12 protein-coding genes and 1 tRNA gene are annotated in these 22,867 nt (G+C 59.6%); 6 read left to right on the top strand and 7 right to left on the bottom strand.

The features are described from left to right. From Q0K43_RS10960 to Q0K43_RS10975, 4 genes are all read left to right on the top strand, one after another. A partial coding sequence (locus tag Q0K43_RS10960; RefSeq protein ID WP_297290562.1) for a UDP-N-acetylglucosamine 1-carboxyvinyltransferase occupies positions 1-927 on the top strand: 927 nt, incomplete at its 5' end. 65 nt (positions 928-992) lie between these two features. Next, positions 993-1,781 (top strand): MBL fold metallo-hydrolase, encoded by a 789-nt coding sequence (locus Q0K43_RS10965; RefSeq protein ID WP_297290563.1) that lies wholly within the window; start codon positions 993-995, stop codon positions 1,779-1,781. After that, positions 1,778-2,266 carry a 23S rRNA (pseudouridine(1915)-N(3))-methyltransferase RlmH gene (gene rlmH / locus Q0K43_RS10970; protein ID WP_297290564.1) on the top strand — a complete coding sequence of 163 codons (489 nt, stop codon included), beginning with the start codon at positions 1,778-1,780 and terminating at the stop codon, positions 2,264-2,266. The genes Q0K43_RS10965 and rlmH overlap by 4 nt, the downstream gene beginning before the upstream one ends. Positions 2,267-2,398: 132 nt before the next feature. Continuing rightward, positions 2,399-4,126 (top strand): phospho-sugar mutase, encoded by a 1,728-nt coding sequence (locus Q0K43_RS10975; RefSeq protein WP_297290565.1) that lies wholly within the window; start codon positions 2,399-2,401, stop codon positions 4,124-4,126. A 53-nt stretch (positions 4,127-4,179) separates the two neighbouring features. Here Q0K43_RS10975 and Q0K43_RS10980 read toward each other — a convergent pair whose 3' ends face one another. From Q0K43_RS10980 to Q0K43_RS11005, 6 genes are all read right to left on the bottom strand, one after another. After that, a complete protein-coding gene (locus Q0K43_RS10980) occupies positions 4,180-6,546 on the bottom strand; it encodes an S-layer homology domain-containing protein (RefSeq protein ID WP_297290566.1) in 2,367 nt (788 codons plus the stop codon). Between the two features lie 14 nt (positions 6,547-6,560). Further along, positions 6,561-7,769 (bottom strand): ABC transporter permease, encoded by a 1,209-nt coding sequence (locus Q0K43_RS10985; protein ID WP_297290567.1) that lies wholly within the window; start codon positions 7,767-7,769, stop codon positions 6,561-6,563. Further along, the gene (locus tag Q0K43_RS10990; RefSeq protein ID WP_297290568.1) at positions 7,766-8,461 is read right to left on the bottom strand and encodes an ABC transporter ATP-binding protein; all 696 of its coding nucleotides are present in this window, start codon (positions 8,459-8,461) and stop codon (positions 7,766-7,768) included. Before Q0K43_RS10990 ends, Q0K43_RS10985 begins: the two co-directional genes overlap by 4 nt. 1 nt (position 8,462) lies before the next feature. Further along, on the bottom strand, positions 8,463-10,436 hold the full coding sequence (locus Q0K43_RS10995) for an efflux RND transporter periplasmic adaptor subunit (protein WP_297290569.1): 1,974 nt from the start codon (positions 10,434-10,436) through the stop codon (positions 8,463-8,465). Between the two features lie 284 nt (positions 10,437-10,720). Continuing rightward, entirely contained in the window at positions 10,721-11,311 is a 591-nt protein-coding gene (locus Q0K43_RS11000) for a metallophosphoesterase family protein (protein ID WP_297290570.1), read from the bottom strand. Continuing rightward, positions 11,308-13,176, bottom strand: a complete 1,869-nt coding sequence (locus Q0K43_RS11005; protein ID WP_297290571.1) for a BMP family ABC transporter substrate-binding protein — start codon at positions 13,174-13,176, stop codon at positions 11,308-11,310. Before Q0K43_RS11005 ends, Q0K43_RS11000 begins: the two co-directional genes overlap by 4 nt. A 252-nt stretch (positions 13,177-13,428) precedes the next feature. On the opposite strand from Q0K43_RS11005, the gene Q0K43_RS11010 reads away from it, so the two are divergent. After that, positions 13,429-15,102, top strand: a complete 1,674-nt coding sequence (locus Q0K43_RS11010; protein ID WP_297290572.1) for a hypothetical protein — start codon at positions 13,429-13,431, stop codon at positions 15,100-15,102. A 153-nt stretch (positions 15,103-15,255) separates the two neighbouring features. Next, a tRNA-Ala gene (locus tag Q0K43_RS11015) sits at positions 15,256-15,331 on the top strand. A gap of 194 nt (positions 15,332-15,525) precedes the next feature. On the opposite strand, the gene Q0K43_RS11020 is transcribed toward Q0K43_RS11015, so the two are convergent. After that, a complete protein-coding gene (locus tag Q0K43_RS11020) occupies positions 15,526-22,575 on the bottom strand; it encodes an InlB B-repeat-containing protein (protein WP_297290573.1) in 7,050 nt (2,349 codons plus the stop codon). Positions 22,576-22,867: the final 292 nt, after the last annotated feature.

Below are 22,867 nucleotides of genomic sequence, written 5' to 3' on the forward strand. Positions count from 1 at the left end.
CCCATTGACCAGCACATCAAGGGTTTTGTGGCCATGGGGGCCAACGTGGACGTCCGGGGCGGCTACATCCATGCCAAAACCGCCAAAGGCCGCATGACGGGTACCCAGATCTATCTGGATATCGTTTCCGTGGGCGCCACCATGAACATCATGCTGGCCGCCGCCCTGGCCGACGGCCTCACCATCATTGAAAACGCCGCCAAGGAACCCCACATCGTGGATCTGGCCAACTTCCTCAATTCCATGGGGGCCGAGATCATGGGCGCCGGTACCGATGTCATCAAGATCCGGGGTGTGGAGCGGCTCACCGGCGGCACCTACTCCATCATTCCCGACCAGATCGAGGCGGGCACCTATATGACCGCTGTGGCTGCCGCCGGCGGCGAGGTTCTCATCAAGAACGTGATCCCCAAGCATCTGGAGTGCATCACCGCCAAGCTGCTGGAGATGGGGGTGGACGTGGAGGAGCGGGACGACGCCGTGCTGGTGCGCCGCACCGGCAAGCTGACCCGCACCAACGTCAAGACCCTGCCCTATCCCGGCTTCCCCACCGATATGCAGCCTCAGATCGCCGCGGTCCTCTGTCTGGCGGAGGGTACCAGCGTCATTACCGAGGGCGTGTGGGACAACCGGTTCCGCTATGTGGACGAGTTCCGCCGCATGGGGGCTCAGATCCAGGTAGACGGCAAGATTGCCGTCATCGAGGGCGTGGAGAAGTTTACCGGCGCCCGCATCCAGGCCTGTGACCTGCGGGCAGGCGCGGCCATGGTCATCGCCGGGCTGGCCGCCCAGGGCACCACTGAGATCGGACACATCCACCACATCGAGCGTGGCTATGAGGACATCGTCCGTAAGCTGTCCGGCGTGGGGGCCGACATCCGTGTGGTGGTCACCCCCGACGAGGAGAAACAGGCCCAAGTGGGATAATTGCCATAACTGATCCACAGGCGGGGGAACTCCCCCGCCTGTTTTTTCTGGAAAGGAGCGATCTTGTGCTTCAACTGTGTACCCTGGCCAGCGGCTCCAGCGGCAACAGTCTGCTGGTCAGCGACGGGGCCACCCACATCCTGGTGGACGCCGGCATCTCCTGCCGCCGGATCACCACCGCTCTGCGGGAACTGGGGGTGGACCCTGCCGACCTGTCCGCCGTACTCATCACCCACGAGCATACCGACCATATCTCCGGCCTCACCACCCTGACCAAGCAGCGGAAGATACCGGTATATGCCAGCCGGGGCACCGGGCTGCAGCTGTGCTACCGCATCGCTTTTCTGGAGGAGCTGCTCCACCCCTTCACCCCCGGCGCGTCCTTCTCCATCGGCTCCATTGACGTGGAGAGCTTCCCCACCCCCCACGACGCCGCCGAGAGCGCCGGCTACGCCCTCTCCGCCGGTGGGCGGAAGGCGGCGGTGGTCACCGACCTGGGCCATGTAACGGCGGCGGTGGAGGCGGGCATCCGGGGTGCCAACCTGCTGGTGGCCGAGGCCAACCACGACGTGGAGTGGCTTTGCTCCGGCCCCTACCCCTACTTCCTCAAAGACCGCATCCTGGGCGACCGGGGCCACCTGTCCAACGAGGCGGGGGCGGCCCTGGCCTGTTCCGCCGTGGCGGCGGGGGCCTCCGCCGTAATTTTGGCCCACCTCTCCCATGAGAATAACACCCCGGAGCGGGCCCGACAGGTGGTGGGGGATTCCCTCAAGCGTATGGGGGCAATCCCCGGCCGGGACGTACTGCTGGATGTGGCTCCCCGCAGCCAGTTGGGACGGAGGTATACGGTATGAAGGGAATTTCCATCCACATCATCTGCGTGGGCAAGCTGAAGGAAAAGTTCTACATAGAGGGGGCGGCGGAGTACGTCAAGCGGCTGGGAGGCTACTGCAAGCTCCAGCTCACCGAGCTGCCCGAGGCGCGACTGCCTCAGAACCCCTCCCGGGCCCAGATTGACGCCGCCCTGGAGAAGGAGGCGGCGGCGGTGACCGCCAAGCTGCCCAAGGGCGGGGCGCTGGTGGCCCTGTGCGTGGAGGGCCAACCTCTCTCCAGCGAGAAACTAGCCGCCCGGCTGGAGGAGTGGGCAAATCAGGGCAAAACCACCCTCACCTTCCTCATCGGCTCCTCCTACGGCATGCACCCCTCCCTGAAGGAGATGGCAGACCTGCGGCTCTCCATGTCCCCCATGACCTTCCCCCACCACCTGGCCCGGGTCATGCTGCTGGAGCAGATCTATCGCTGCTTCAAGATCGTGGAGGGCTCCGGGTACCACAAGTAAAAGGGTAGGAAATTTTTGCACCTTACGGCGTAAATCCCCAAAAAACAGGGTAGATATACCGGTTAGTTTGTGCTATAATCACAAGCGCAGAGATATGCTTTGACTGAAATTGAAGTAATGGAGGTAATTCCCATGGCTTATCGTGACGTATATGAAAAGTGGCTCAACAGTCCCGCGCTCACCGCCGAGGAGAAGGCCGAATTGCAGTCCATCTCCGGCGACGAGAAGGAGATCGAAAGCCGCTTTTTTGCTCCCCTTGAGTTTGGTACCGCCGGCCTGCGGGGCACCATGTGCGTGGGCCTGCACCAGATGAATATCCACGTCATCCGCCACGCTACCCAGGCTTTTGCCGAGGTTATCAAGGCCGAGGGCCCCGAGGCGGTGGAGCGGGGGGTTGCCATCTGCTATGACTGCCGCAACCACTCTGACGAGTTTGCCCGTGAAACCGCCTGCGTCATGGCGGGCAACGGCATCAAGGTCCGTCTGTTTGACGCCATGCGTCCCACCCCCGAGGTGTCCTTCGCCGTGCGGGAGTACCACTGCATCGCCGGCGTCAACGTGACCGCCAGCCACAATCCCAAGGAGTACAACGGCTACAAGGTCTACTGGCAGGACGGCGCTCAGCTGCCCCCCCACCACGCCTCCGCCATCGCCGCCAAGATGGAGGAGTTGGATCTGTTCGACTCCATCCAGCGTATGGACTATGACGAGGCGGTGAAGGCCGGCCTCATCACCCTGATGGGGGCGGAGACCGACGAGAAATTCCTGGCCAACGTGATGGGTCAGGTCAACGACAAGGCCGCGGTGGAGAAGGTGGCCGACACCTTCAAGATGGTGTACACCCCCTTCCACGGCACCGGCTACAAGCTGATCCCCGAGGCGCTGCGCCGCCTGGGCATGAAGCATGTCATCTGCGTTCCCGAGCAAATGGTCATCGACGGCAACTTCCCCACCGTGGTCTCCCCCAACCCGGAGAATCCCGAGGGCTTCTACCTGGCGGTGGATCTGGCCAAGAAGGAAGGGGCCGACTTCATCCTGGGCTCCGACCCGGACGCCGACCGTGTGGGCATCATGGTGCGCAACGATCAGGGCGAGTACATCACCATCTCCGGCAACCAGACCGGCGTGCTGCTGCTGGATTACCTGATCGGCGCCAAGAAGCGCACCGGCAAGATGCCGGACAAGCCGGTGGCCCTCAAAACCATTGTCACCACCGAGATGGCCCGCAAGGTGGCCGAGACCAACGGTCTCCAGTGCTACGACACCTTCACCGGCTTCAAGTTCCTGGCCGAGAAGAAGGACAAGCTTGAGAACGCCGGCGAGGGCAAGGTGATCTTCGCCTACGAGGAGAGTTACGGCTATATGCTGGGCGACTACGTCCGGGACAAGGACGCCGTCACCGCCGCCCTCTCTCTCACCGAGATGGCCGCCTGGTACGCCGGCCAGGGCATGACCCTGTACGACGCCCTCCAGAAGTGCTATGAGAAGTACGGCTTCTACGGGGAAAAGACCCTGAATCTGGTGATGCCCGGTCTGGACGGGCTGAAGAAGATGGCCGACCTGATGGCCGGTCTGCGGGAACATCCCCCGGTGGAGATCGCCGGCGTGGCGGTGAAGCAGCAGAAGGACTACAAGGACGGCTCGGTAGTCAACGTCTCCGACGGCGTTAAGACCACCATGGAGCTTTCCGGCTCCAACGTGCTGCGCTACGAGATGGCCGACGGCACCAGCCTCATCGTCCGGCCCTCCGGCACCGAACCCAAGGTCAAGGTCTATATCCTGGCCCACGGCGCCACCAAGGCCGAGTCTGACGAGAAGGTAGCCAAATATGCCGTCTGGGCCGAGAGCCTGAAGGGCTGATTTCTGTATCAAAAAATCCGCCCCCGCTTGAAGCGGGGGCGGATTTTTTACTGTTACTGCACCACTACCATGCGAACCTTGCCGCCGTCCTCCGGCGCGCGGTCGTAGTAGAGGGTCATGTTGTCGGAGAAGGCCCGGGCCTGGTTCAGGTTGGTCATGGGGTCCTCATCGGTAAACCACTGTTTGGTGGTCTTGTTGTAGCACACCACATTGTCCGAAATGGGCAGCACCATGTCGGTGGTGGTCACCGTCTTGGCCTTCATGTCAAAGGCGCTGCGGCGGACGCCGTCCAGTTCCTTCAGGAACACATGGCCGGCAACCTTGTTCTTTCCTTCCAGTGTGTTTAGAGAGGCGACGATGCCGCCCACCGCATCGCGGGGCACATCCACCCCGCCCACCAATTCCAGTTTGGTTCCTTCACCTTCACCTGTGGTAGTCACGATCACAGTGGAATTGACAATGGGGCCCATGCTGGAGGAGGTCTCCATGCTGCCCTTGCTCATAAAGCCGTAGGTGTACAGATCGCCGGTTACATCGTCCAGCACCAGCACATTGTATCGGCCGGCATAGTCCTTGCCGGCGTACAGGATCTTGGAGGCAGGCACGCTGGTACAGGTAATCTGGCTGTACTTGATGGGCTGGAGCTTACTGGTGCCCACCTTCTCGTACACCGCCACGTTGTCGGCCAGGGCCGTACCCCCCAGGGTGCGCCCCACCACATCCAGCTTGCCGGTGACGGAGCCGGAGGAGCCGCCGGTGAGGCGGGTCAGGGTGATCTGGCCCAGTTTATAGGAGGAGACCGTGACCAGCTCGCCCATCATTTTGGTGGCGCTGTCTTTCCGGTAAGAAGTCTGCCCCTCCACTTTGCCCAGTACGCTGTTCAGCAGCTGTACGGTAGCCTTGCCCTCTTCATCAATGCTTTCTACATAGCCCACGGCGTTGCTCTTGGCGGCGGCGGTGGTGACCGCACCGGCCACCTTGCCGTCGCTGGTCAGCAGCACGGTCAGGGTATCCCCGATCTTGAAGTTCCGCAGATCCTCTGTGGCGCAGGGCAGCACCTGCAGTTTCACCCCCATGACCCAAATGGTGGCCGGGGTATCGGTGTTGGGATAGACATTTTCATACATACCGGTGAGCCGCAGGTCGGAGATATTCATCACCTTGGCTCCGCTGTCATAGGTGGCCACGTCATACTGGCGGATATCATTGACGGTGGCGGGCATGCCGTTCTTGTAGATCTGATAGTTGCTCTCCCCGCCGGCCAGAGCGGTGAAGGGATTGCCGGAGGGCTTGCTCCGGGCCACCATAGCGGTGTCGGAGGCGGAGGCGGAGCGGAGGAACACATAGTCCACCTTACCCTCCGCCGTATAATAGAAGGTGGCAGGGGTGCCCGGCTTCAGATCCTGCCAGAGCTGCTCGTAGGTCTTTTTCTCCCCGTCCTGATAGACGTCGCTCTGGGGATCCAGTTCCAGGGTCTCACCGCCGGTGAGCCGCACCTCGTTGTAAGCCCACTCAGCCACGTTGACCGCCCGGCTGGTAATATTCTCCTTGGGCTGGAAGGCCAGCAGCTTGTCGTTCTTGTCCAGCACCACGTCGCCCTGCATGCCCTCCATGCTCTCGTCCATACCCGTCCGGTCGGTCTTGTAGGTGCCGGTGCTGGTCTTGACCGCGCTGTTGGACCCGGCCAGAGAGGCGTTCACATCCAGCAGGATGCCGCCGTCCTCCACCCGGCAGCCCAGGCCGGTGAGGTAGAGACTGTCGCTGCCCTTGGTCTTGGCAAAGAGCAGATTGTAGAACAGGATGGCGGCCTGGCCCCGGGAGATGGTGGAAGCCCCGGTCAGGGTCAGCCCGTCCAGCAGCCCGGCGGAGTGGGCCAGCCCCATATAGCCGTCGTACCAGTTGAGGCCGCCGGCCACATCGCTGTCGCCGTAGGCCAGTACCCGCATGAGGATGGTGACCGCCTCGCCGCAGGTAATGACCCGGTCAGGTTGGAAGGAGCCGTCCCCCACGCCCATGATCAGACGGGTACCTGCCGCGGCGCCCTCTCCGCCGGAGCCGGAGGAGCCGCCCACGGTGATGGAGGCGGCCAGGTTGATGTAGCCTCTGGCCCAGTGGGTGGAACCCACATCGGTGAAGATGGTGCGGCTGCGCTGGGCGGGTTCCTCATCCCCCCGGCCCATGATCTCCACCGTCATCTTACAGAACTCGCCCCGGGTCAGGGTGCCCTGGGGCCGGAAGGCGCCGCCGCCGGTGCCGTTGACAACGCCCAAAAGCCGCAGCATCTCTGCGGCGTTGGCCTGGGCGGGATCGGTAATGTCGGTAAAGGCCGAATTGCCGGCCGCGGAGGCAGGGGGCAGAACCATCATGCCCACCAGCAGAGCCGCCGCCAACAGGGTGGAAAGCCATTTTCTCACTTTCATACGCTCACGCTCCTTTAATCTGCCCGCAGGGCATCCACCGGCTGGAGGCCGGAGGCCTTGATGGCAGGATAGAGGCCAAAGGCCACGCCCAGGGCAACGGAGATGAAGAAGGCGCCCACCGTTATCCCGGCGTTGGGTATCAATATGGTGTGGAAGGATATTTTCCCCACGATCAGCGTGCCGATATAGCCTGCGGCAATGCCGAAGATGCCGCCGATGCCGCAGATCATACAGGCCTCGATCAAAAACTGGGCAATGATGCTCTTGCGCTCGGCGCCGATGGCCTTGCGGATGCCGATCTCCCGGGTGCGCTCGGTGACGGTGACCAGCATGATGTTCATGATGCCGATACCGCCTACCGCCAGGGAGATGGCGGCGATACCGCCCAAAAATCGCTGCTGCATCTTATCCTGTTCCGCCCCCTGCTCCTGCATCTGGTTGGGGGTGGTAACGCTGTAATACCCGCTGTTGGGGTCGATCACACCCTGCAGAAATCCTTTCAGCAAGGTGATGGCCCGGGTGGTGGAATCAGCGTCCCTGGCCTTGGCCACAAATGTGTCCATGCTGGTTCGGCCATTCAGCACCCGGTTCATGGAGTAGGGCAGCACGATGTAGCGATCCATGCCGGTCATATTATTGGGGTCCTTCTCCTGATAGACCCCAATGACCTCAAAGGGGATGTTGTTGATGGTGATGGTCTGGCCCACCGGATTCATGTAGTTGAAGAGGGCGTCCGCCATCTTGGACCCCAGCACGCACACCTGGTTGTAGTTTTTCACATCCAGATAGGCGATGTCCCTGCCCTTGGCCAGCGTAAAATTGTTGCACAGGGAAAACTGCTGGTTGCCCATGACCACCTGGGGTGACTCCTCCCAGGGCGTCTCGTAATTGTCCAGGGTCTTTGCGCCGTACTTGATGACCGTCTGGTTGTACATCTGCACCACCGGGGTGACGCCCAGCACATACTCGTCCAGTTCCATGCAGTAGTCGTACAGCTGGTCGGACACCTTTTCGCTGTTCCAACTGCTGGCGTTGATGTTGATGATGTTGGTGCCCAGGCTCTCGTAGAAGGCACGCATCTGCTGGTTCTGACCCTGGGCATAGGACACCAGGATGATAACGGCGGCCAGGCCGATGATAACGCCCAGCATGGTGAGGGCAGAGCGGGCCTTCTTGGCCGCGATGGACTTGATGGCGATTTTGAACGCCTGGCTCAAATTCATGCGAAGGCCCCCTCTCTGTTTCCATCATAGATGATATGGCCGTCGGAAATGCGCACCACCCGCTGGGCGGTGGACGCGATGCCGTTGTCGTGGGTAATGAGAATAATGGTGGAGCCCTCGTCGTGGAGTCCGTGAAGGATCTCCAGCACATGCTTGCCGGTGCGGGAGTCCAGGGCGCCGGTGGGCTCGTCGGCCATGATGATAGGGGGCTGGGTGGCGATAGCCCGTGCGATGGCTACCCGCTGCTGCTGGCCGCCCGACATCTCGGTGGGCTTGTGTTCGGCCCGGTCGGCCAGCCCCACCCGCTCCAGGGCGGCCTCCACCCGATCCCACCGTTTGGAAGCCGGCACCCCCTGATAGATCAGGGGCAGTTCCACGTTCTCCCAGGCGTTGAGGGCGGGGATCAGGTTGAAGCCCTGGAAGATAAAGCCGATCTGCTTGTTGCGGATGTGGGCCAGCTGCTTATCGGTCAGCTCGGTCACGTCCACCCCGTCCAGGTGGTAGTCCCCGTAGGTGGGGATATCCAGGCAGCCCAGGATGTTCATCAGGGTGGACTTGCCGGAACCGGACTGGCCGATAATGGCCACAAACTCCCCCCGGTCGATGGAAAGGCTGACGCCGTCCAAAGCCCGGACCTCGCTCTCCTCCCCCTCATGGTAGATCTTGAAGAGGTTTTTCACATCAATGAGCATATCAGCCACCCCAACTGTCGGCGCTCTGGGTGGCGTAGCCGATGAATACCTCGTCGCCTTCGTTCAGGCCACGTTTGATCTCCACCCGGGTGGTGTCGGCCAGGCCGATCTCCACCGGCACAGCCCAGAAGCCCTCGGGGCATTCCCAGGCGGGATCGGGTTCCAGAATGGCGTTGGCGGGGGCTTCCTTGGACTTGACAAAGACGATGGTGCCGGTCTCTCCATCGGAAGAGCTGCCGCTCATACCGCCGCTCATGCCGCCGCCCACGGAACCGCCGGGGGCGGGCATGACCACTACGCCCAGCTTGCGAGCGGAGACTCCGCCGCCGGAATACCGCTGCGGGATTGCTACCGCGCCGCCGCTGATAGACATATCTCCGTCTATGATCATATCGCCGCCGTCATCGGGCAGGATCTCACCGTCAATCATGGCGCCATCATCGGGCAGGGTCTCACCGTCAATGGTGCCGTCCTCGCCGCCGGTCTCGGCAGGGGGCGCATCCATACTGTCGGGCAGCTTCACATTATTGAAGCTGACGTACTTGACGGCTGCCACCGGCACAGTGAGGCAGTTGTCCGACTGGCTGGCCACAAAGGAGTAGCTGACGTAAGTACCGGGGATCATGGAACCGTCAAAGTTGTCCACCTTGACCACAGCGGGGATGGAGGCCACGCCGTTTTCGCCGGAGGCGGTGAGGGAGACGCTCTGCACCACGCCCATATAGGGGGTGCCGTACTGGTCCAGATTCACCATCATGCCCACCTTGACATACTGGGCGTTACGCTCGTCCACGCTGATCTCCACCGTCATCTGGGAGGTATCGGCAATGCTGATGCCCTGGCCGCTCTCCACTCCCCCGCCTTCGGTGAGGCTGCAGGAGAGGACGGTACCCGCAATGGGAGAGACGCCGTTGTACTTGTTCAGTTCCTCATTGGCCTCTTTCAGCTTCTCCTGGGCGGCCTTCAGGGCCTCCTCCTTGGTGCTGATCTCCTGATCGGAGTCCTTGGCGCCCAGCTGAGCCAGCACCTGGCCGGCCTTCACGTCGCCGTAGTTGAGCAGGTTGAAGCTCTCCACCGGGCCGGAGGCCTTGGCCTTTACCACGGTAGTCTCATAGAACTCCAGTTTACCGTTCTGATAGGGGTAAATGGGGGTACCGTCGGCAGCGGTGAGGGAGGCAGAGGCCTCCATCCCCTCGGTGAGGGTGCCGGGATTATCCAGTACAAAGACCACCTCAAAGTGGGTAGCGCCCTCGGGGGAGACAAAGCGGACCTTGTTGATCTTTTCCACCGTACCGGTGCGGCTGTCCATGATGGAAGGGATGGAGATCTGGGCGGTCTGCCCCACCTTGATGCTGTTTTCATAGGCGTAGCTGTAATAGAGGGAGATGCGCAGCTTGGTATCGTTGACGATGGTGGCGATGGTATCGCCCTCATTCACCGTATCTCCCACCTTCAGATCAGCCACCTCACGCAGGTTGCCGGCGTGGGGTGCCTTGATGGTCAGTTCCCCGATTTTTTCATGGACCGCCTGGAGCTGTTTCTGGCAGTCGTCCACCGTCTCCTGGGCGGCCTTGACCGCCTCACGGGCGGCGGTGTCGTCCATGCGGTAGAGGGGCTGGCCCTCGGTGACCTGGTCCCCTTCCTTCACATAGAGTTCCAGGATGGTGCCGGTACCCGGAGTTACGGTGGCCGATTTATTGGCCTTGGCCATACCGCTGCCTTCCACCTTCACCTCAATGGAGCCTATCTGAACGGTATCGGTCATGGCATCGCCCAGTTCCGTCTTATCCTCCCGGAATACAAAATACCACAGGGCGAATGCGATCCCGGCGATCACCGCCGCGGTGATGACCAGGCCTACAATCATCTTGATCTTGTTCCTGCGTTTCTTTTTCCGAGGGCCTGAAGGCGCCGCCGGCGGCGGGGTCTGAACCTGAACGGGCCGTTCGAGTACAGGCGTCTGTTGATCCGTCATCTTGAACTCCTCCTTGAATGCGTCCTGATTCATTGTCATTCTAGCACACCGGATAAGGTAAGCAATGACAAAGCAATGACAAATTCTTAATAAATCCTTAAGTTTCCCTTCCGGCAGCATCAGTGTATGCCCTTCTTTGGAAGATTTGCGCCGAAAACCGCCGTCTGAAACAATCAGGCACGGGAGTATCCCTTTAATAGACGCTGCCGCCAACAAAAAGTTTCCGCAAAAAGAAAAAAAACGCCGGACCCATGCCTTGGCCAATGGGTCCGCGTTTTTCCCTGTTACAGCTCCACGATATATCGCTCATAGCCATTGATCACCCTGGTGCTGCCGTACATCTGCTCCCGCTGGATACTCCGGCCATAGTTCAGGTGAGTGTGGCCGTGGCAGTGGAGGGCGGGCTGATATTTGTCCAGCAGGCGGTTAAAGGTCTGAAACCCGGTATGGGCCAGGTCGGTACATGGCACCATGTCCTTCCCCGGCGCATGGGTCAGCAGAATATCGAATCCCTTTTTGAAAAACAGCTTGGGCGTCAGCTTTTTGGCCCGAAACCCCATTTGCAGGTCGGTATATTGATGGGGCCCGTTCTTGTAGCGCATGGAACCGCCCAGCCCCACGATCCGCAGTCCCTGATACTCATAGTACATCCCGTCGATGCACTGGCAGCCCAGGGGCGGGTCCTTTTCATAGTACCCGTCGTGATTGCCGTGGACATAGAGTACCGGGCAGTGTGCAAAGGTGGCCAGGAAGGACAAATAGTGGGATTTCAGATCCCCGCAGGACAGGATCAGGTCCACCCCCTCCAGCTTGTCCGGGGTATAGTAGTCCCACAGGTAGGGGGACTCGTAGTCGGAGACAACCAGGATCTTCACGTCAACCCAGCCTCCTCAAATCCCTGGATACGCATCCACTCCCTGGCCTGATCGGTGAGTTCCTCCGGCCTTGGGATAGACCCCTCCACATAGGTGGACAGCCAGTTCATGGACAAAATCTGCTCTGCCGGCAGGGGGGCGTCCTCTCCATAGACCACATGGCCCCGCTGATTCATCAGCACCCCGTAAAAGGGGTCCAGCCGCTCGGCGCGGATGGCGTCCCGCAGCACACCGGCCAGCCGCCGGGTGCCGGCGGGCAGTCGGCGGGAGCAGATCACATCCACCGTTTTCTGGTCGATCCCCCACCAGTAGCTGATGGCGCTGCTGCCCCGGCTCTCCCGCTTCCAGCTGCCGTCCAGCACGCGGCGCACCAGGCTCTGGTAGAACCGCCCCCAGTCGCAGTGGATGAGGGCCAGGTTGTGCAGTTCCCGGGACCGGGGCCCCGCGTTGGCAGCCAGCCGGTCCAGGTAGTCGATGTATACGATGCCTTTGGCCCGCAGGCTTTCCACACCGCCGCCCTCCTTCAGGCTGTCCCAGGACAGCAGCACCCTGGCGTTGGCGTTGACCAGCCGGGCGCCCTGGGCGAAGGCGTTGATGCTGGCGATGGTGCCGAAGGTAGGGTAGTCGGCCACATAGCCGATCCAACCGCTGCGGGACAGGGTGCCGGCAATGGCCCCCTTGATGAACTTGGCCTCATACATCCGGGGGTAATAGGTGCGTACCGAAGGATAGGAGTTGTTGAGGGAGCAGTTGAAGAACTTCACCTCCGGGTGGCGCACCGCCTGCTTCACACTGGGCAGCAGCAGGGACGGATCGGTGGTAAAGATCAGGTCGGCCCCCTTGTCCACCGCGTCGTTGATGGCCTCCTCCGCAGCCTCATCGGTCAATACGTTTTCGTAGGAGAGGGTATACACCTGATCGTGCATGGTGTCCTCCAGCAGGTAGCGCCCGCACTCATGCTCGTAGACCCATTTGGAGGTCTCGCTGCTGCCGGCGTGGATGAAGGCGGCGCACAGCCGCTCGGTCACCGGGAAGGTAAACAGCGGCTTTTTCACCGTATCCTCCAGCATCAGGGTCACCCCGGCGTTCTCCAGACGGTTTCGCACCTCCTGCCGGATCATGGGCAATTCTTTGGCGATCTGGGTGGACAGCTTGCTCCGGCTGGCCTGATAACCAAAGAGCTTCACATATACCAGAAAAGCCAGGGAGATATATTGCTGGTCGGCGTTCTCCCGCAGGCAGGCGTCCCGGAACATGTAATAGAAGGATCGGAAATTGTGGATCTCCTCGGCGCTCCAGGCCTCACGCCCGGGCCGCCCCATCGCCTCCAGCAGCTCCCGGTACTCGCCCGGCCGCCGGAACACCAGGAAATTCAGGCCGGTCATCTGATAGAAATTCAAAAACTCATAATAGGCCGTGATCTCCGGATCGTCGGAGGGCCGGGGCAGCAGTCGGGTGACGGTAGCAGGGATGGTAATGGCCCCGAAATACTTCAGCACGCTCACCCGTTTATGTCCCTCCACCACATAAAAGCGGTTGAGATACTCCACCGCCTTGATGGGGTCCCGGATGCCCTCGTTCAGATGGGCCTGGCAGAGAGAGACCCACTTGCCGGCAAATTCGCTGTCCGCCTCCAACACCGGATAGAAGCCCGGCGAAAAGCTGCTCTTGCGCAGGTCGTTGCAGGTACCCACGATCAGCTCGCTGGGCACCTCCACTACCCCCAGGCTCTCCCGGCGCATGGCCAGCTCCTCCGGGTCGCCGGGCAGCACCTGCAAACCGGTCTCCTCTCCCCGGGCGGCAGCCGCCTTGACCTCCTTCTGACCCAGGCGAAGGGCGTTGTGGTATTCCTCCAGCATCGGCATTCCCGCCGTCCCCCTTTCCCTCTGATAAACGTTCTTCTCATCAAACTACCACGTCGGGCATAAAAATACAATCCCTTTCTCCGCTCCGCCCCCGTTTTTTGGTGGTAATTACAGGGAAAAATAGGTCTGTCAGGTTGAAGATCAGAGGCGGGCGTGCTATAGTATTATCTGTTGGCCAGGCCCCGTCCGGCCTGCTGCCGCCGCATTCTTCCGGGTCCTCTTTGTAGGCCCGTATGATAAAGGAGATTCCATATGAACGATTACACTTATCATAAGGGTACCGTACCCTGTCATACCTGGCGCATGATCCGCGCTCTGGAGGAGGATCAGTACCGGAAACGCCCCGCCGTACCCGGCCGCCGTCCTCCCATTGTGATGCCTGAGTCCCTGTCCGCCCCCAAAGCCCCGGTGGAAGCCCCCGCTCCTGTGCCCCAGGCTGCCCCGTCCCCCGCTCCCAGCGCCTTTGATCTGCGTCTGGAGCAATACGGCGACGAACTGGCACGGCTGTACCGGGATCAGTTCCACGGCGATCTGGCTGCCTGGGACAAGCTGACCACCTTGCTGCGTCAGAGCTGGGAAGCGCGCAGCACTACCCTGCGCGCCCAGGACGAGGGCCGGACGGCCGACCCCGGCTGGTACTGCCGGCGCAACTTGCTGGCTATGTCGGCGGACGCCGCCGCCTTTGCCGGTACCCTCTCCGCTATGGCGGAGCGTCTGCCCTACCTGAAGGAGTGCGGCGTGAACTTCCTGCACCTCAACGGTAACGGCAGCCAGGAGGAGCTGTCTACTCTGGCCGACGCCTGCCGGAGTCAGGAGATTCTTCTAGCCCTGCCCCTGAGGGCCGACGTTCCCCAGGACGCCGCCGCCTTCCACATCTGGACGGAGGAGCTGCTGACCCTGGCAAGCCTGGGTGCCGACGCCATCCGTCTGGGCGATCTGTCCCGCCTGCCCCACGGCCTGCTGCGGATGGCCCGGCTGATCTGCCAGCTGGTCTGCCCCGGCGTGCTGCTGACAGGCAAGGCCCCCATCGGCGATGAGGCCGCCTACTTCGGCAGCCAGGACAAGCCGGAGTGCCACCTGCTCTGCCGGGACAACGGCGCTCTGCTCTTCCACACGCTGGCTACCGGCGACGTGTCCCTCCTCCGCCACGAGCTGGAGGGGGCCCTGCCTTCCGCCGGTCTCTTCCTCAACCGTCTCCACGGCGACAGCGGCCTGACCTGGGATCTGGACTACGGCTGGCTGAACCGGCACTGCGGCGCCGATGAAAACGCCCACCGCCAGTACCTCAACGACTGGGCCACCGGCAAGTTCCCCGGCAGCAACAGCCGGGGCGAGCTGCGGGGGGACGGCAAGGTGTGCGGCACCACCGCCTCCCTCTGTGGGGTGGAGGCCGCCGACTACGAGCAAAACCATATTAAGCTGGAGCGGGCCGTGGCCTGCGACTTGCTGCTTCACGCCTTCCTGCTCACCCAGAGCGGGCTGCCCATGCTGGCCAGCGGCGACGAGGTGGGCCAGCTCAACGACTACAGCTACCATGAGGACCCCGCCCGGGCCGGCGATTCCCGCAACCTCCAGCATGGCCCCTTCCAGTGGGATTTGGCGGCCATGCGTGGGGACTCTCAGACCCGCCAGGGCAAGCAGTTCCAGGGCCTGCGCCGTCTGGAGCAGCTGCGTGCGGAGGAGCCCGCCTTTGACGCCGGGGCCAATGTGTGGATCTTCGACACCGGCAACCCCCATGTGTTGGGCGTAGGCCGCTGGTACGAGGGCCGGAAGCTGATTGCGCTGTTCAATTTCAGCGGCGACTTCGTTACCGCCGGCGCCGACCAGGGCGGCGCCTTCCAGGAGCTGATCTACGGCGGACACTACGATGAGATTGGCCATGTGGAACTCTATCCCTACGGTTTTGTCTGGCTGCTGCAACACTAATCGCCTCATCCATGCAAGGACGCGCTGCCATCATTGGCAGCGCGTCCTTTTTATGCCCGCATCTGACGTCTGGGAGAAAAAATGAAAAAGTTGTTGACAACGGCGGCCGGACATGCTAAAATACAATTCGTTCGGTTGACCACAAGTAAATATGGGGGTATAGCTCAGCTGGGAGAGCGCTTGAATGGCATTCAAGAGGTCAGCGGTTCGATCCCGCTTATCTCCACCATCACCGGAGGGTGAAATAGAAAACTCGTTTCTGAAAAGAAACGGGTTTTTTATTTTCCTGACATCAAAGCGAAGTCCCGCAGAGGTTTGAACCTCTGCGGGACTTCGCTTTAGTGCTATCCGGGTTTCTGCTGACGAAACACGCTTATATGATGCTCGTTTCTCCTGCTGATTTTGAAAATCGCAAGATCGGTTTCATGCCAGCTCCCGATACAGGAAGGTCACGGCCTGGGCGCGGGTTACAACCACGTCGGGGCTGAACTTGTTGCCGCCGGTGCCGTTGGTGATCTCGTTGGCCACAGCCCAGGTCACAGCATCGGCATACCAGGCGTCGGCGGCCACGTCGTTAAAGCTGCTGCCGGACGCCGCGGAAGCGCCTGCCGCCCGCCACTGGAAGGTGACGGCCTGGGCCCGGGTCACATCCATATCGGGGCTGAAGGTGGTGGCGCTGGTGCCGTTGGTCACACCGTTGGCCACAGCCCACAGCACCGCGTCGTAATAGTAGTCGTCCACGCTCACATCGGTGAAGGGGTTGATGCCGTCAGCCTTGGGCGCGCCGTAGGCCCGCCACAGGAAGGTGACCATCTGAGCCCGGGAAACCGCCACGTCGGGGCTGAAGGTGGTACCGGCGGCATTGGTGCCGTTGGTGATGCCGTTTTCCACAGCCCATAGTACCGCGTCGTAGTAGTAGGCATCGGTGCTGACATCCACAAAGGGACCGGTCGGCGTCTCTGTACTCTTTTCAAAAGAGGCGGTGACCGTCACCTTGCTCCCGGGCATCTTGAAGGTGTAAACACCCTTGCCCAGGTCATGGAGCTGCAGGGCATTGCCATCTGTCCCGACAACAACAAGGCTGTTCAGTACATAGCCGTCGTCCGGTGTAACCGTCACGGTGACCGTAGTACCCTTAACTGCATTTCTGTGGCTGATGGTTACCGTTCCGTTTTCCGTTCCGGCGGCAGAAATAGAGTGTCGGGTAGAGCCGCTATAAATGCGATTCCACTTGGCATAAATCGTCGTTGTGAGGGGCATGGTTCCGCCGGTGAAAGGCGTGGTACACGCCTCGTCTGTGTACCAGCCGGCGAATTGATAGCCGCCACGAATGGGCGTAATATCGCTGAGGTTGATGCTGCTGGCATAATCCGCGGTAATGGTCATAAATTCGCTGCCATCGCTGAACTTGCCGCCGTTGGCATCAAGGGTCAGTACTTGCTCATCTACCATCCAGATGCCGGTGAGGGTGATATCGCCCAGAGTGCCCTGGGAGATCTCCGCCCCTGTGGCAGGCAGCAGATAGGACACGCCGTCCACCACCATAGTCCAGCCAGCGAAGGTGTAGCCCTCACGCATAGGTGCAGTCAGGGGGATGGCCTCATTGCCGGTATCATCAACCGTATAGCTGATGGGGTTGCCCTCGACCTGATCGTAGGAATTGGGATAGGTAATGGTGTAGGTGATCATCTCCCAATGGGCTGTGTACGCTCTAGCGCCGGTGCTGCCCTTGGACACGGTAACGACTGTCTGGGGTTCGGTCTGTCCGTCCCAGGTCCAGCCGGTAAACTCGTAACCGGGCTTGGTGGGAGCGATCAGGGTGAAGGTGGGCGTCTCCACATGGTAGCTGACAGGGTTGCCCGGGTCCTCAGCGCCTTCGCCAATGTTATAGGTGATGGTGTAGCTCTCCCGAACCCATTTGGCGTAGTAGGTGGCGTTTTCGCTGGGCATCGTGGCGGGGAAAGACTCCACCTTGGTACGCAGGGCTGCATCGGAATACCAGCCTTCAAAGGTGTAGCCGGTGCGGGTGGGATCGGCGGGTTTGGTAACAGATGCTTCTGCTGTCTCAATGATAGGCTCAATGGTCGTGCCGCCATTGGTTACAAAGGAGAGTACCTTCTTGCTGGAATCCTCTGCCGAAAGGATGGTGTAGTACCCCAGGGTCAGGGCCTCGTTGGCGTAGCCCTCCTTGGTGATCTCCACGGTGACCAGGTAGCTGCCCGCTGCGGTGGGAACATCGGTGCTTTCCCCATACTTCACCGTGTAGCCGTCCTCCAGAGAAGGCGCGGCGGCGGGCTGGTTCAGGGTGACGGGGGTGACGCCTTCCGTGCTGCCCTCATTCACCGGCTCGCTGAGGATAAACCAACTCTCATCGGCCTCCAGGGCGGTGATGGTAAAGTCAGCCTGGCTGTACACTGTTCCGCCCTCATAGGTCAGCTGCCAGTACACCGTGTAGTTGCCGGGATTCTTGCATGCGGGGCTTGTCTCCAGCCAGGTTTCCCCGTCCGTGCTGTATTTTACCGTTGCTCCTTCGGGTCCGATCACATTGATACCATGATCCGTGCCGTCATAGGAGACATCCTCCCCACCGGTGATGGTGATTTCAGTAACCCAGTTCATAGAAGTATTTGTGAACAGATTGCTGTTGGCAAAGTCGTATCCGTCAGGTACCGTCAGGCTGCGCAGAACCTGAGAGTCAAAAAATTTATGTACTCCGTTGTCGTAGCCGGTATCGGCCTGGTTCAGCATACCATGAACGGTCATTTCCTCTATGGGCGCCGCTGCCAGGAAATAAGTGTCCACGCTCTTCAGGGTGGAGGGCAGGGTGATGCTGGTCAACTTTTTGGTATTGTAGACAGCCATAGGCGACATGGCGGTCACGCCCTCGGGAATCACCAGCGCAGCCTCTCTGCCCATCGGGCACAGGATCAGGGTCTTACCGTCGGCAGTGTAGAGCGCCCCATCTACCGACTTGAAAGCTGTGCTGCCTGCTGCCACATGGATCTCCTGGAATGCCGCATCTTCAAAGGCGCGGCCACCGATCACCGCGAGGTTGGCGTTCAGGGTCAAACTGGACAGGCGGGAACTGGAAAACGCGGCGCTGGAGATGGTCTCGCAAGTGTCCAACAGGGTATGACTGCCGGTTTTCTTTGTGGGACATTGGAGCAGTGTCGTGCCATCGGAAGTGTAAAGCACCCCATCGTAGCTCAGAAAAGCGGTGTTGCCTTCTTCAACCTCGATCGTCTCCAAGTTAAACAGGTAATTGCCGGTGGTGAAAGCCGTTACCTGCTTCCCAAGCCAAAGACTCTTGATACGGGCGTTGTAGAGCCCGTCAACGGCGGTGGCATATTTGACCTCCAACCTTTCAATGCCCGAGAGCAGATAGATAACGCTTCCGGAAATCACAGTAATGTTCGGATCAAAGGCCACCTGAGTGACGGTGCTGCGGTATGTCAGCAAGGGCTCCTCGTTCCACGCTGACCGTACAGGCCCGCTGGCCGTACCCTTGCCGGCGTAGACCAATTTGGTGCCGTCGTCGTAGATGTAGCCGCGGGTATTATTATTTCCTTCGTTTCCGCTGAAAATATGCTGAGCCTGAGGAATGGTGATGCTGCCGCCGGAAGACAGCTGGGTCACATTGTCGTTCACATCCACAGTGACCGCATTGCTTGAGTTGTTTGTGATGGTGGATTCTTCGCTCAGGTTTGCACCATAGACCGCCAGGGTGCGGTTTCCCACGCCGGTAATGGTGTAGTTGCCCTGGGTAATGCTTCCGCTTTGAGTGACAGTAATACCTGCCTCGGTCTCAGGGTTCAGCTTAATCTTCTCACTGGTCAGGACTCCTCTGGCCGCATCCGGGGTACTGGAGCTGCCAAAGTTGACGGTACCATTGATCGTACGGATATTCAGAGTGGCTGCGTCCGTGGAGATGTTCCACTCGTCATTGGGGTCGTTCTGGTTGATGATGAGGGTGGGGCTGCCGCCCTCGACGGTGACGCTGCCGTTGGGGGCAAAGCCAGTGATCAGGAAGGTGCCGGAAGTCGTCAGTGTAGATTCGTTCCCGCCCTGAGCGTAGGAGTAGGTGTTGTCACTCTCGTGATAGGAAATCGTCGCATTTCCCAGCGAGAGGTTGATGGTGGAAATCTCAGCGTTGCCGCTGCCGGCGTCGCCCTTCTCTACCTCTATGCTGGCGGAAACAGTCTTGCCGTCAGCCGTTGCCGTCAGGGTTACGGTGTAGGGGGCGTTGCCCGGCAGAAGGGTCAGGTGGTAGTCGGAGAATTTTGCGTATTGATCCAGCACATCCTCTCCCACCGGGTTTCCATCTTTGACCGCGCTCAGATCATAGGTAATGACCGGCAGCTCGGGGTGGATAGGCATACCACAGGGGCTGTCGGTAACCAGCTGGGCAGCGGGCACGTCGTAGTTCATGCTTACCGGCTGATGGGTTTCATCCTCCAGATTGTGAAGGGTGATACTCTCCGGCAGGCCGGTCTCCCATGTGATGCCGCTAACGGCGCTGCAAGAACAGCTGCCGCCGATGAGGGCCAGGTGGCTTTCAGGAATGGTCACGGAAACATTGCTCTGGCTCTCATAGCTGACTGTAATGTTTTTCGTATCGCTGGCCAGATAGGTGGTGATGACGCCATTTTCATCGGTGAGGGCAGTCCATTCGTTTTCACCCTCTGCGACTGTGACCTCCATATTGGCCTTGGGTGTGCCGTCCTCCTCCACGAAATACAGCTTGGTCAGTTCACGGCCTGCAATAGTCCCCGAATAGTTGTCTCCAATGTTGCCGCCGGTGATAGACAGGGTAGTCGCTTCAAAGGCGGGTGTTTTGCTCGCCACAATCGTGCCGCCGGAAATCGTCACATTCTTTCCGCGCACACCGTTGGTATCGATATAACCGCCGGAAATGGTGATGGCGTTGGTTATATCTCCATGCCCCTCACCCAGAGAATGGTTATAATTCCCTCCCGTGTTTCCGGGAATATTGGTAATATGGCCGCCAGAAATATGGATCGCCTGCATGGTAACATTGTATCTGCCAGGCCCAATGCCGGAGGCATATGCACCACCCTTTGCAACAATGGTACCCGACTTGATATTGACCGTTCCGGCATGAACTGTTTTAGATCCGCCAATACCTGCGGATTCATTGCCGCCTGTGGCGTTCAGGGTACCATAGCTGTCAGGTTGGCCCTCCGGGACCTGGATGTTGACGGTACTGTTTTGCCCAATCTCAAGGGCGGCATAATTGGTATTTGCCGACTTGAGGGTATTATTGCCCTCCAGAACCACCGTGGCAACGGCATTACTGCTCACAGAGATGGGGCTTCCGGAAGCGTTCGTCAGGCTGACATTTTTCAGCCGGATCGTCGGGTTGCCGCTCTGCACTAGGATCTGGCTACTGGTACTGCTGCCGGTAATGGTCAGAGCGTGATCCCCAGCGCCCCACGAAACCTCAGGGCTGTTTCCCTGCTTATAACCACTGCTGGTAATGGTAATAGAACCCTCGGTGATGTCCAGCTCATTTTCACCGGCACCGGACACATGGGTGTTTACGGTGATGGCGATCTCAGAACTTTTCACCACATCATTGGGCCCGGACTTTGCCCGGACATAGACGGTATAGGACTCCTGGTTGGTTTCGCCGTAGACGGTGAGGGTATTGCCCTCGATCTTGGCATACTGGTTCTCCACCATGTACTGGCCATTCTTGACCACTTGGGTGATCTCATAGGAGATGTTCTCGTAGTCACCGTGGAAGCCGTCCGGCAGTACGCAGGTGCCCTTGGTGTAAGAGGCATCCAACCCCAGTGTGGCCGAGCCGTTGATGGCGGTCAGGGCCTGGGGTTTTGTGTTCATGGTCAGGGCACCGGGATTGGCTGCGCAGGTACACTCCGCGCCCACAACGCCCTGGCCGTTGGTGATAGCAACATTGTTATAGGTTGCTTCGCCTACTGTGGCGCTGATGGATGTTGTGCCGTTGGCCAGATAGGTGGTAATTATGCCATTGGCATCGGTCCGGGCGGACCAGGTATGTTCACCTTCCGTGACAGTGACTTCTGTATCCTTTTGAAATTCGCCAGCCTGATTGAAGAACACCAGCTCTGTCCGGGTGCGATCAGGAATCGAATAAGTCGCATTGTCACAAATATTGCCGCCGGTAATGGACAGACTTGTATACTCAAGGCCGGGATTCTTGCTCATGACGATGGTGCCGCCGGAAATCGCAACATTCGTTCCGCGCACACCGTTGGTGTCAAGGTAGCCGCCGGAAATGGTGATGGCGTTGGTTATTTTCCCATGTCCCTCACCAAGGGAGTGGTTATAATTCCCGCCCGTGTTTCCGGGGATGTTGGTGATATGGCCGCCAGAAATATGGATCGCTTGCATGGTAACATTATACCTGCCAGGCCCAATGCCGGAGGCATATGCACCACCCTTTGCAACAATGGTACCCGACTTGATATTGACCGTTCCGGCATGAACTGTTTTAGATCCGCCAATACCTGCGGATTCATTGCCGCCTGTGGCGTTCAGGGTACCATAGCTGTCAGGTTGGCCCTCCGGGACCTGGATGTTGACGGTACTGTTTTGCCCAATCTCAAGGGCGGCATAATTGGTATTTGTCGACTTGAGGGCGTTGTTGCCTTCAAGGATCAATGTGGCAATGGCGGTGCCGCTCACCCTGAAAGGGCTGTCGGAAGCGTTCGTCAGGCTGACATTTTTCAGCCGGATCGTCGGGTTGCCGCTCTGCACCAGGATCTGGTTACTGGTACTGCTGCCGGTAATGGTAACTTCTTCACCGGAAGCAGCCTCCTTTACCGTTTCTCCGTCCTGAGTATAGATGGTTCCGCCGTCTGAACCGGCGGTGACGGTGATAGTGCCCTTGTAGATGTCCAGTTCGCCTTCTTGTGCCTCCGACTGATAGACGGATACATTGATGTCAATCGGTTCGCTGGTTTTTTTGCTCCCCTCCGGGCCATATTCAGCCTGTACCTGAACAGTATAGTCCGTGACGCCCTCCACGCGGTTGACCGTAAGGGTATCGACAGAAATGGATGCATATGCGGAGAGTTCTCCCTCCACCGGCGTCTCGCCCACGGTCACGGAAACCACTTCATAGGAGATGTCCTCATAGTCCCCGTGGAAGCCTTCCGGCAGCACGCAGCCGCTCCTCTGGGCGGACAGCTTCAGCGTAGCTTCGTTTCGTATCACTTCAAGATCCTGGGACGGGGTAAGCATGGCAAGTGTTCCTGTTGTTCCACAAGTACACTCCGCGCCCACGATACCTTGACCGTTTGAAATAGAGATCTGCTTTTCGGCTTCATCATCACCCACCTTGACAGTAATAGATTCCGTCGTGTTAGCCAGATAGGTGGTAATCATACCGTTAGCATCGGTCAGGGCTGTCCAGGTATGCGCATTGTCCCCGCTGCCTTCCGTAACAGTGACCTGTGCATTCTTCAAAAAACCTCCATCTTTATCGAAAAACACCAGTTCTGTCTTGGCGCGGCTATCAATTGTATCAGCATTGTAATAGCCCCCAATGTTGCCGCCGGTCACAGAAACTACAAGTCCTGGATCCCCAAATATTGTTCCGCTCCCCAGAATAGTACCGCCTGACATATGAAAAGACGCTATCGCATTGATACCAGGATACGTTCCGGTTGTCTTATCCTGGATCAGTCCCCCTTCAATGGATACGTCATTCGCAGAAATACTGCTACCATTATTGGAACTACTGGTAATCACTGTGCCG

Origin of the sequence: uncultured Flavonifractor sp. (assembly GCF_944383115.1) — a bacterium.
Lineage (GTDB): Bacteria > Bacillota > Clostridia > Oscillospirales > Oscillospiraceae > Flavonifractor.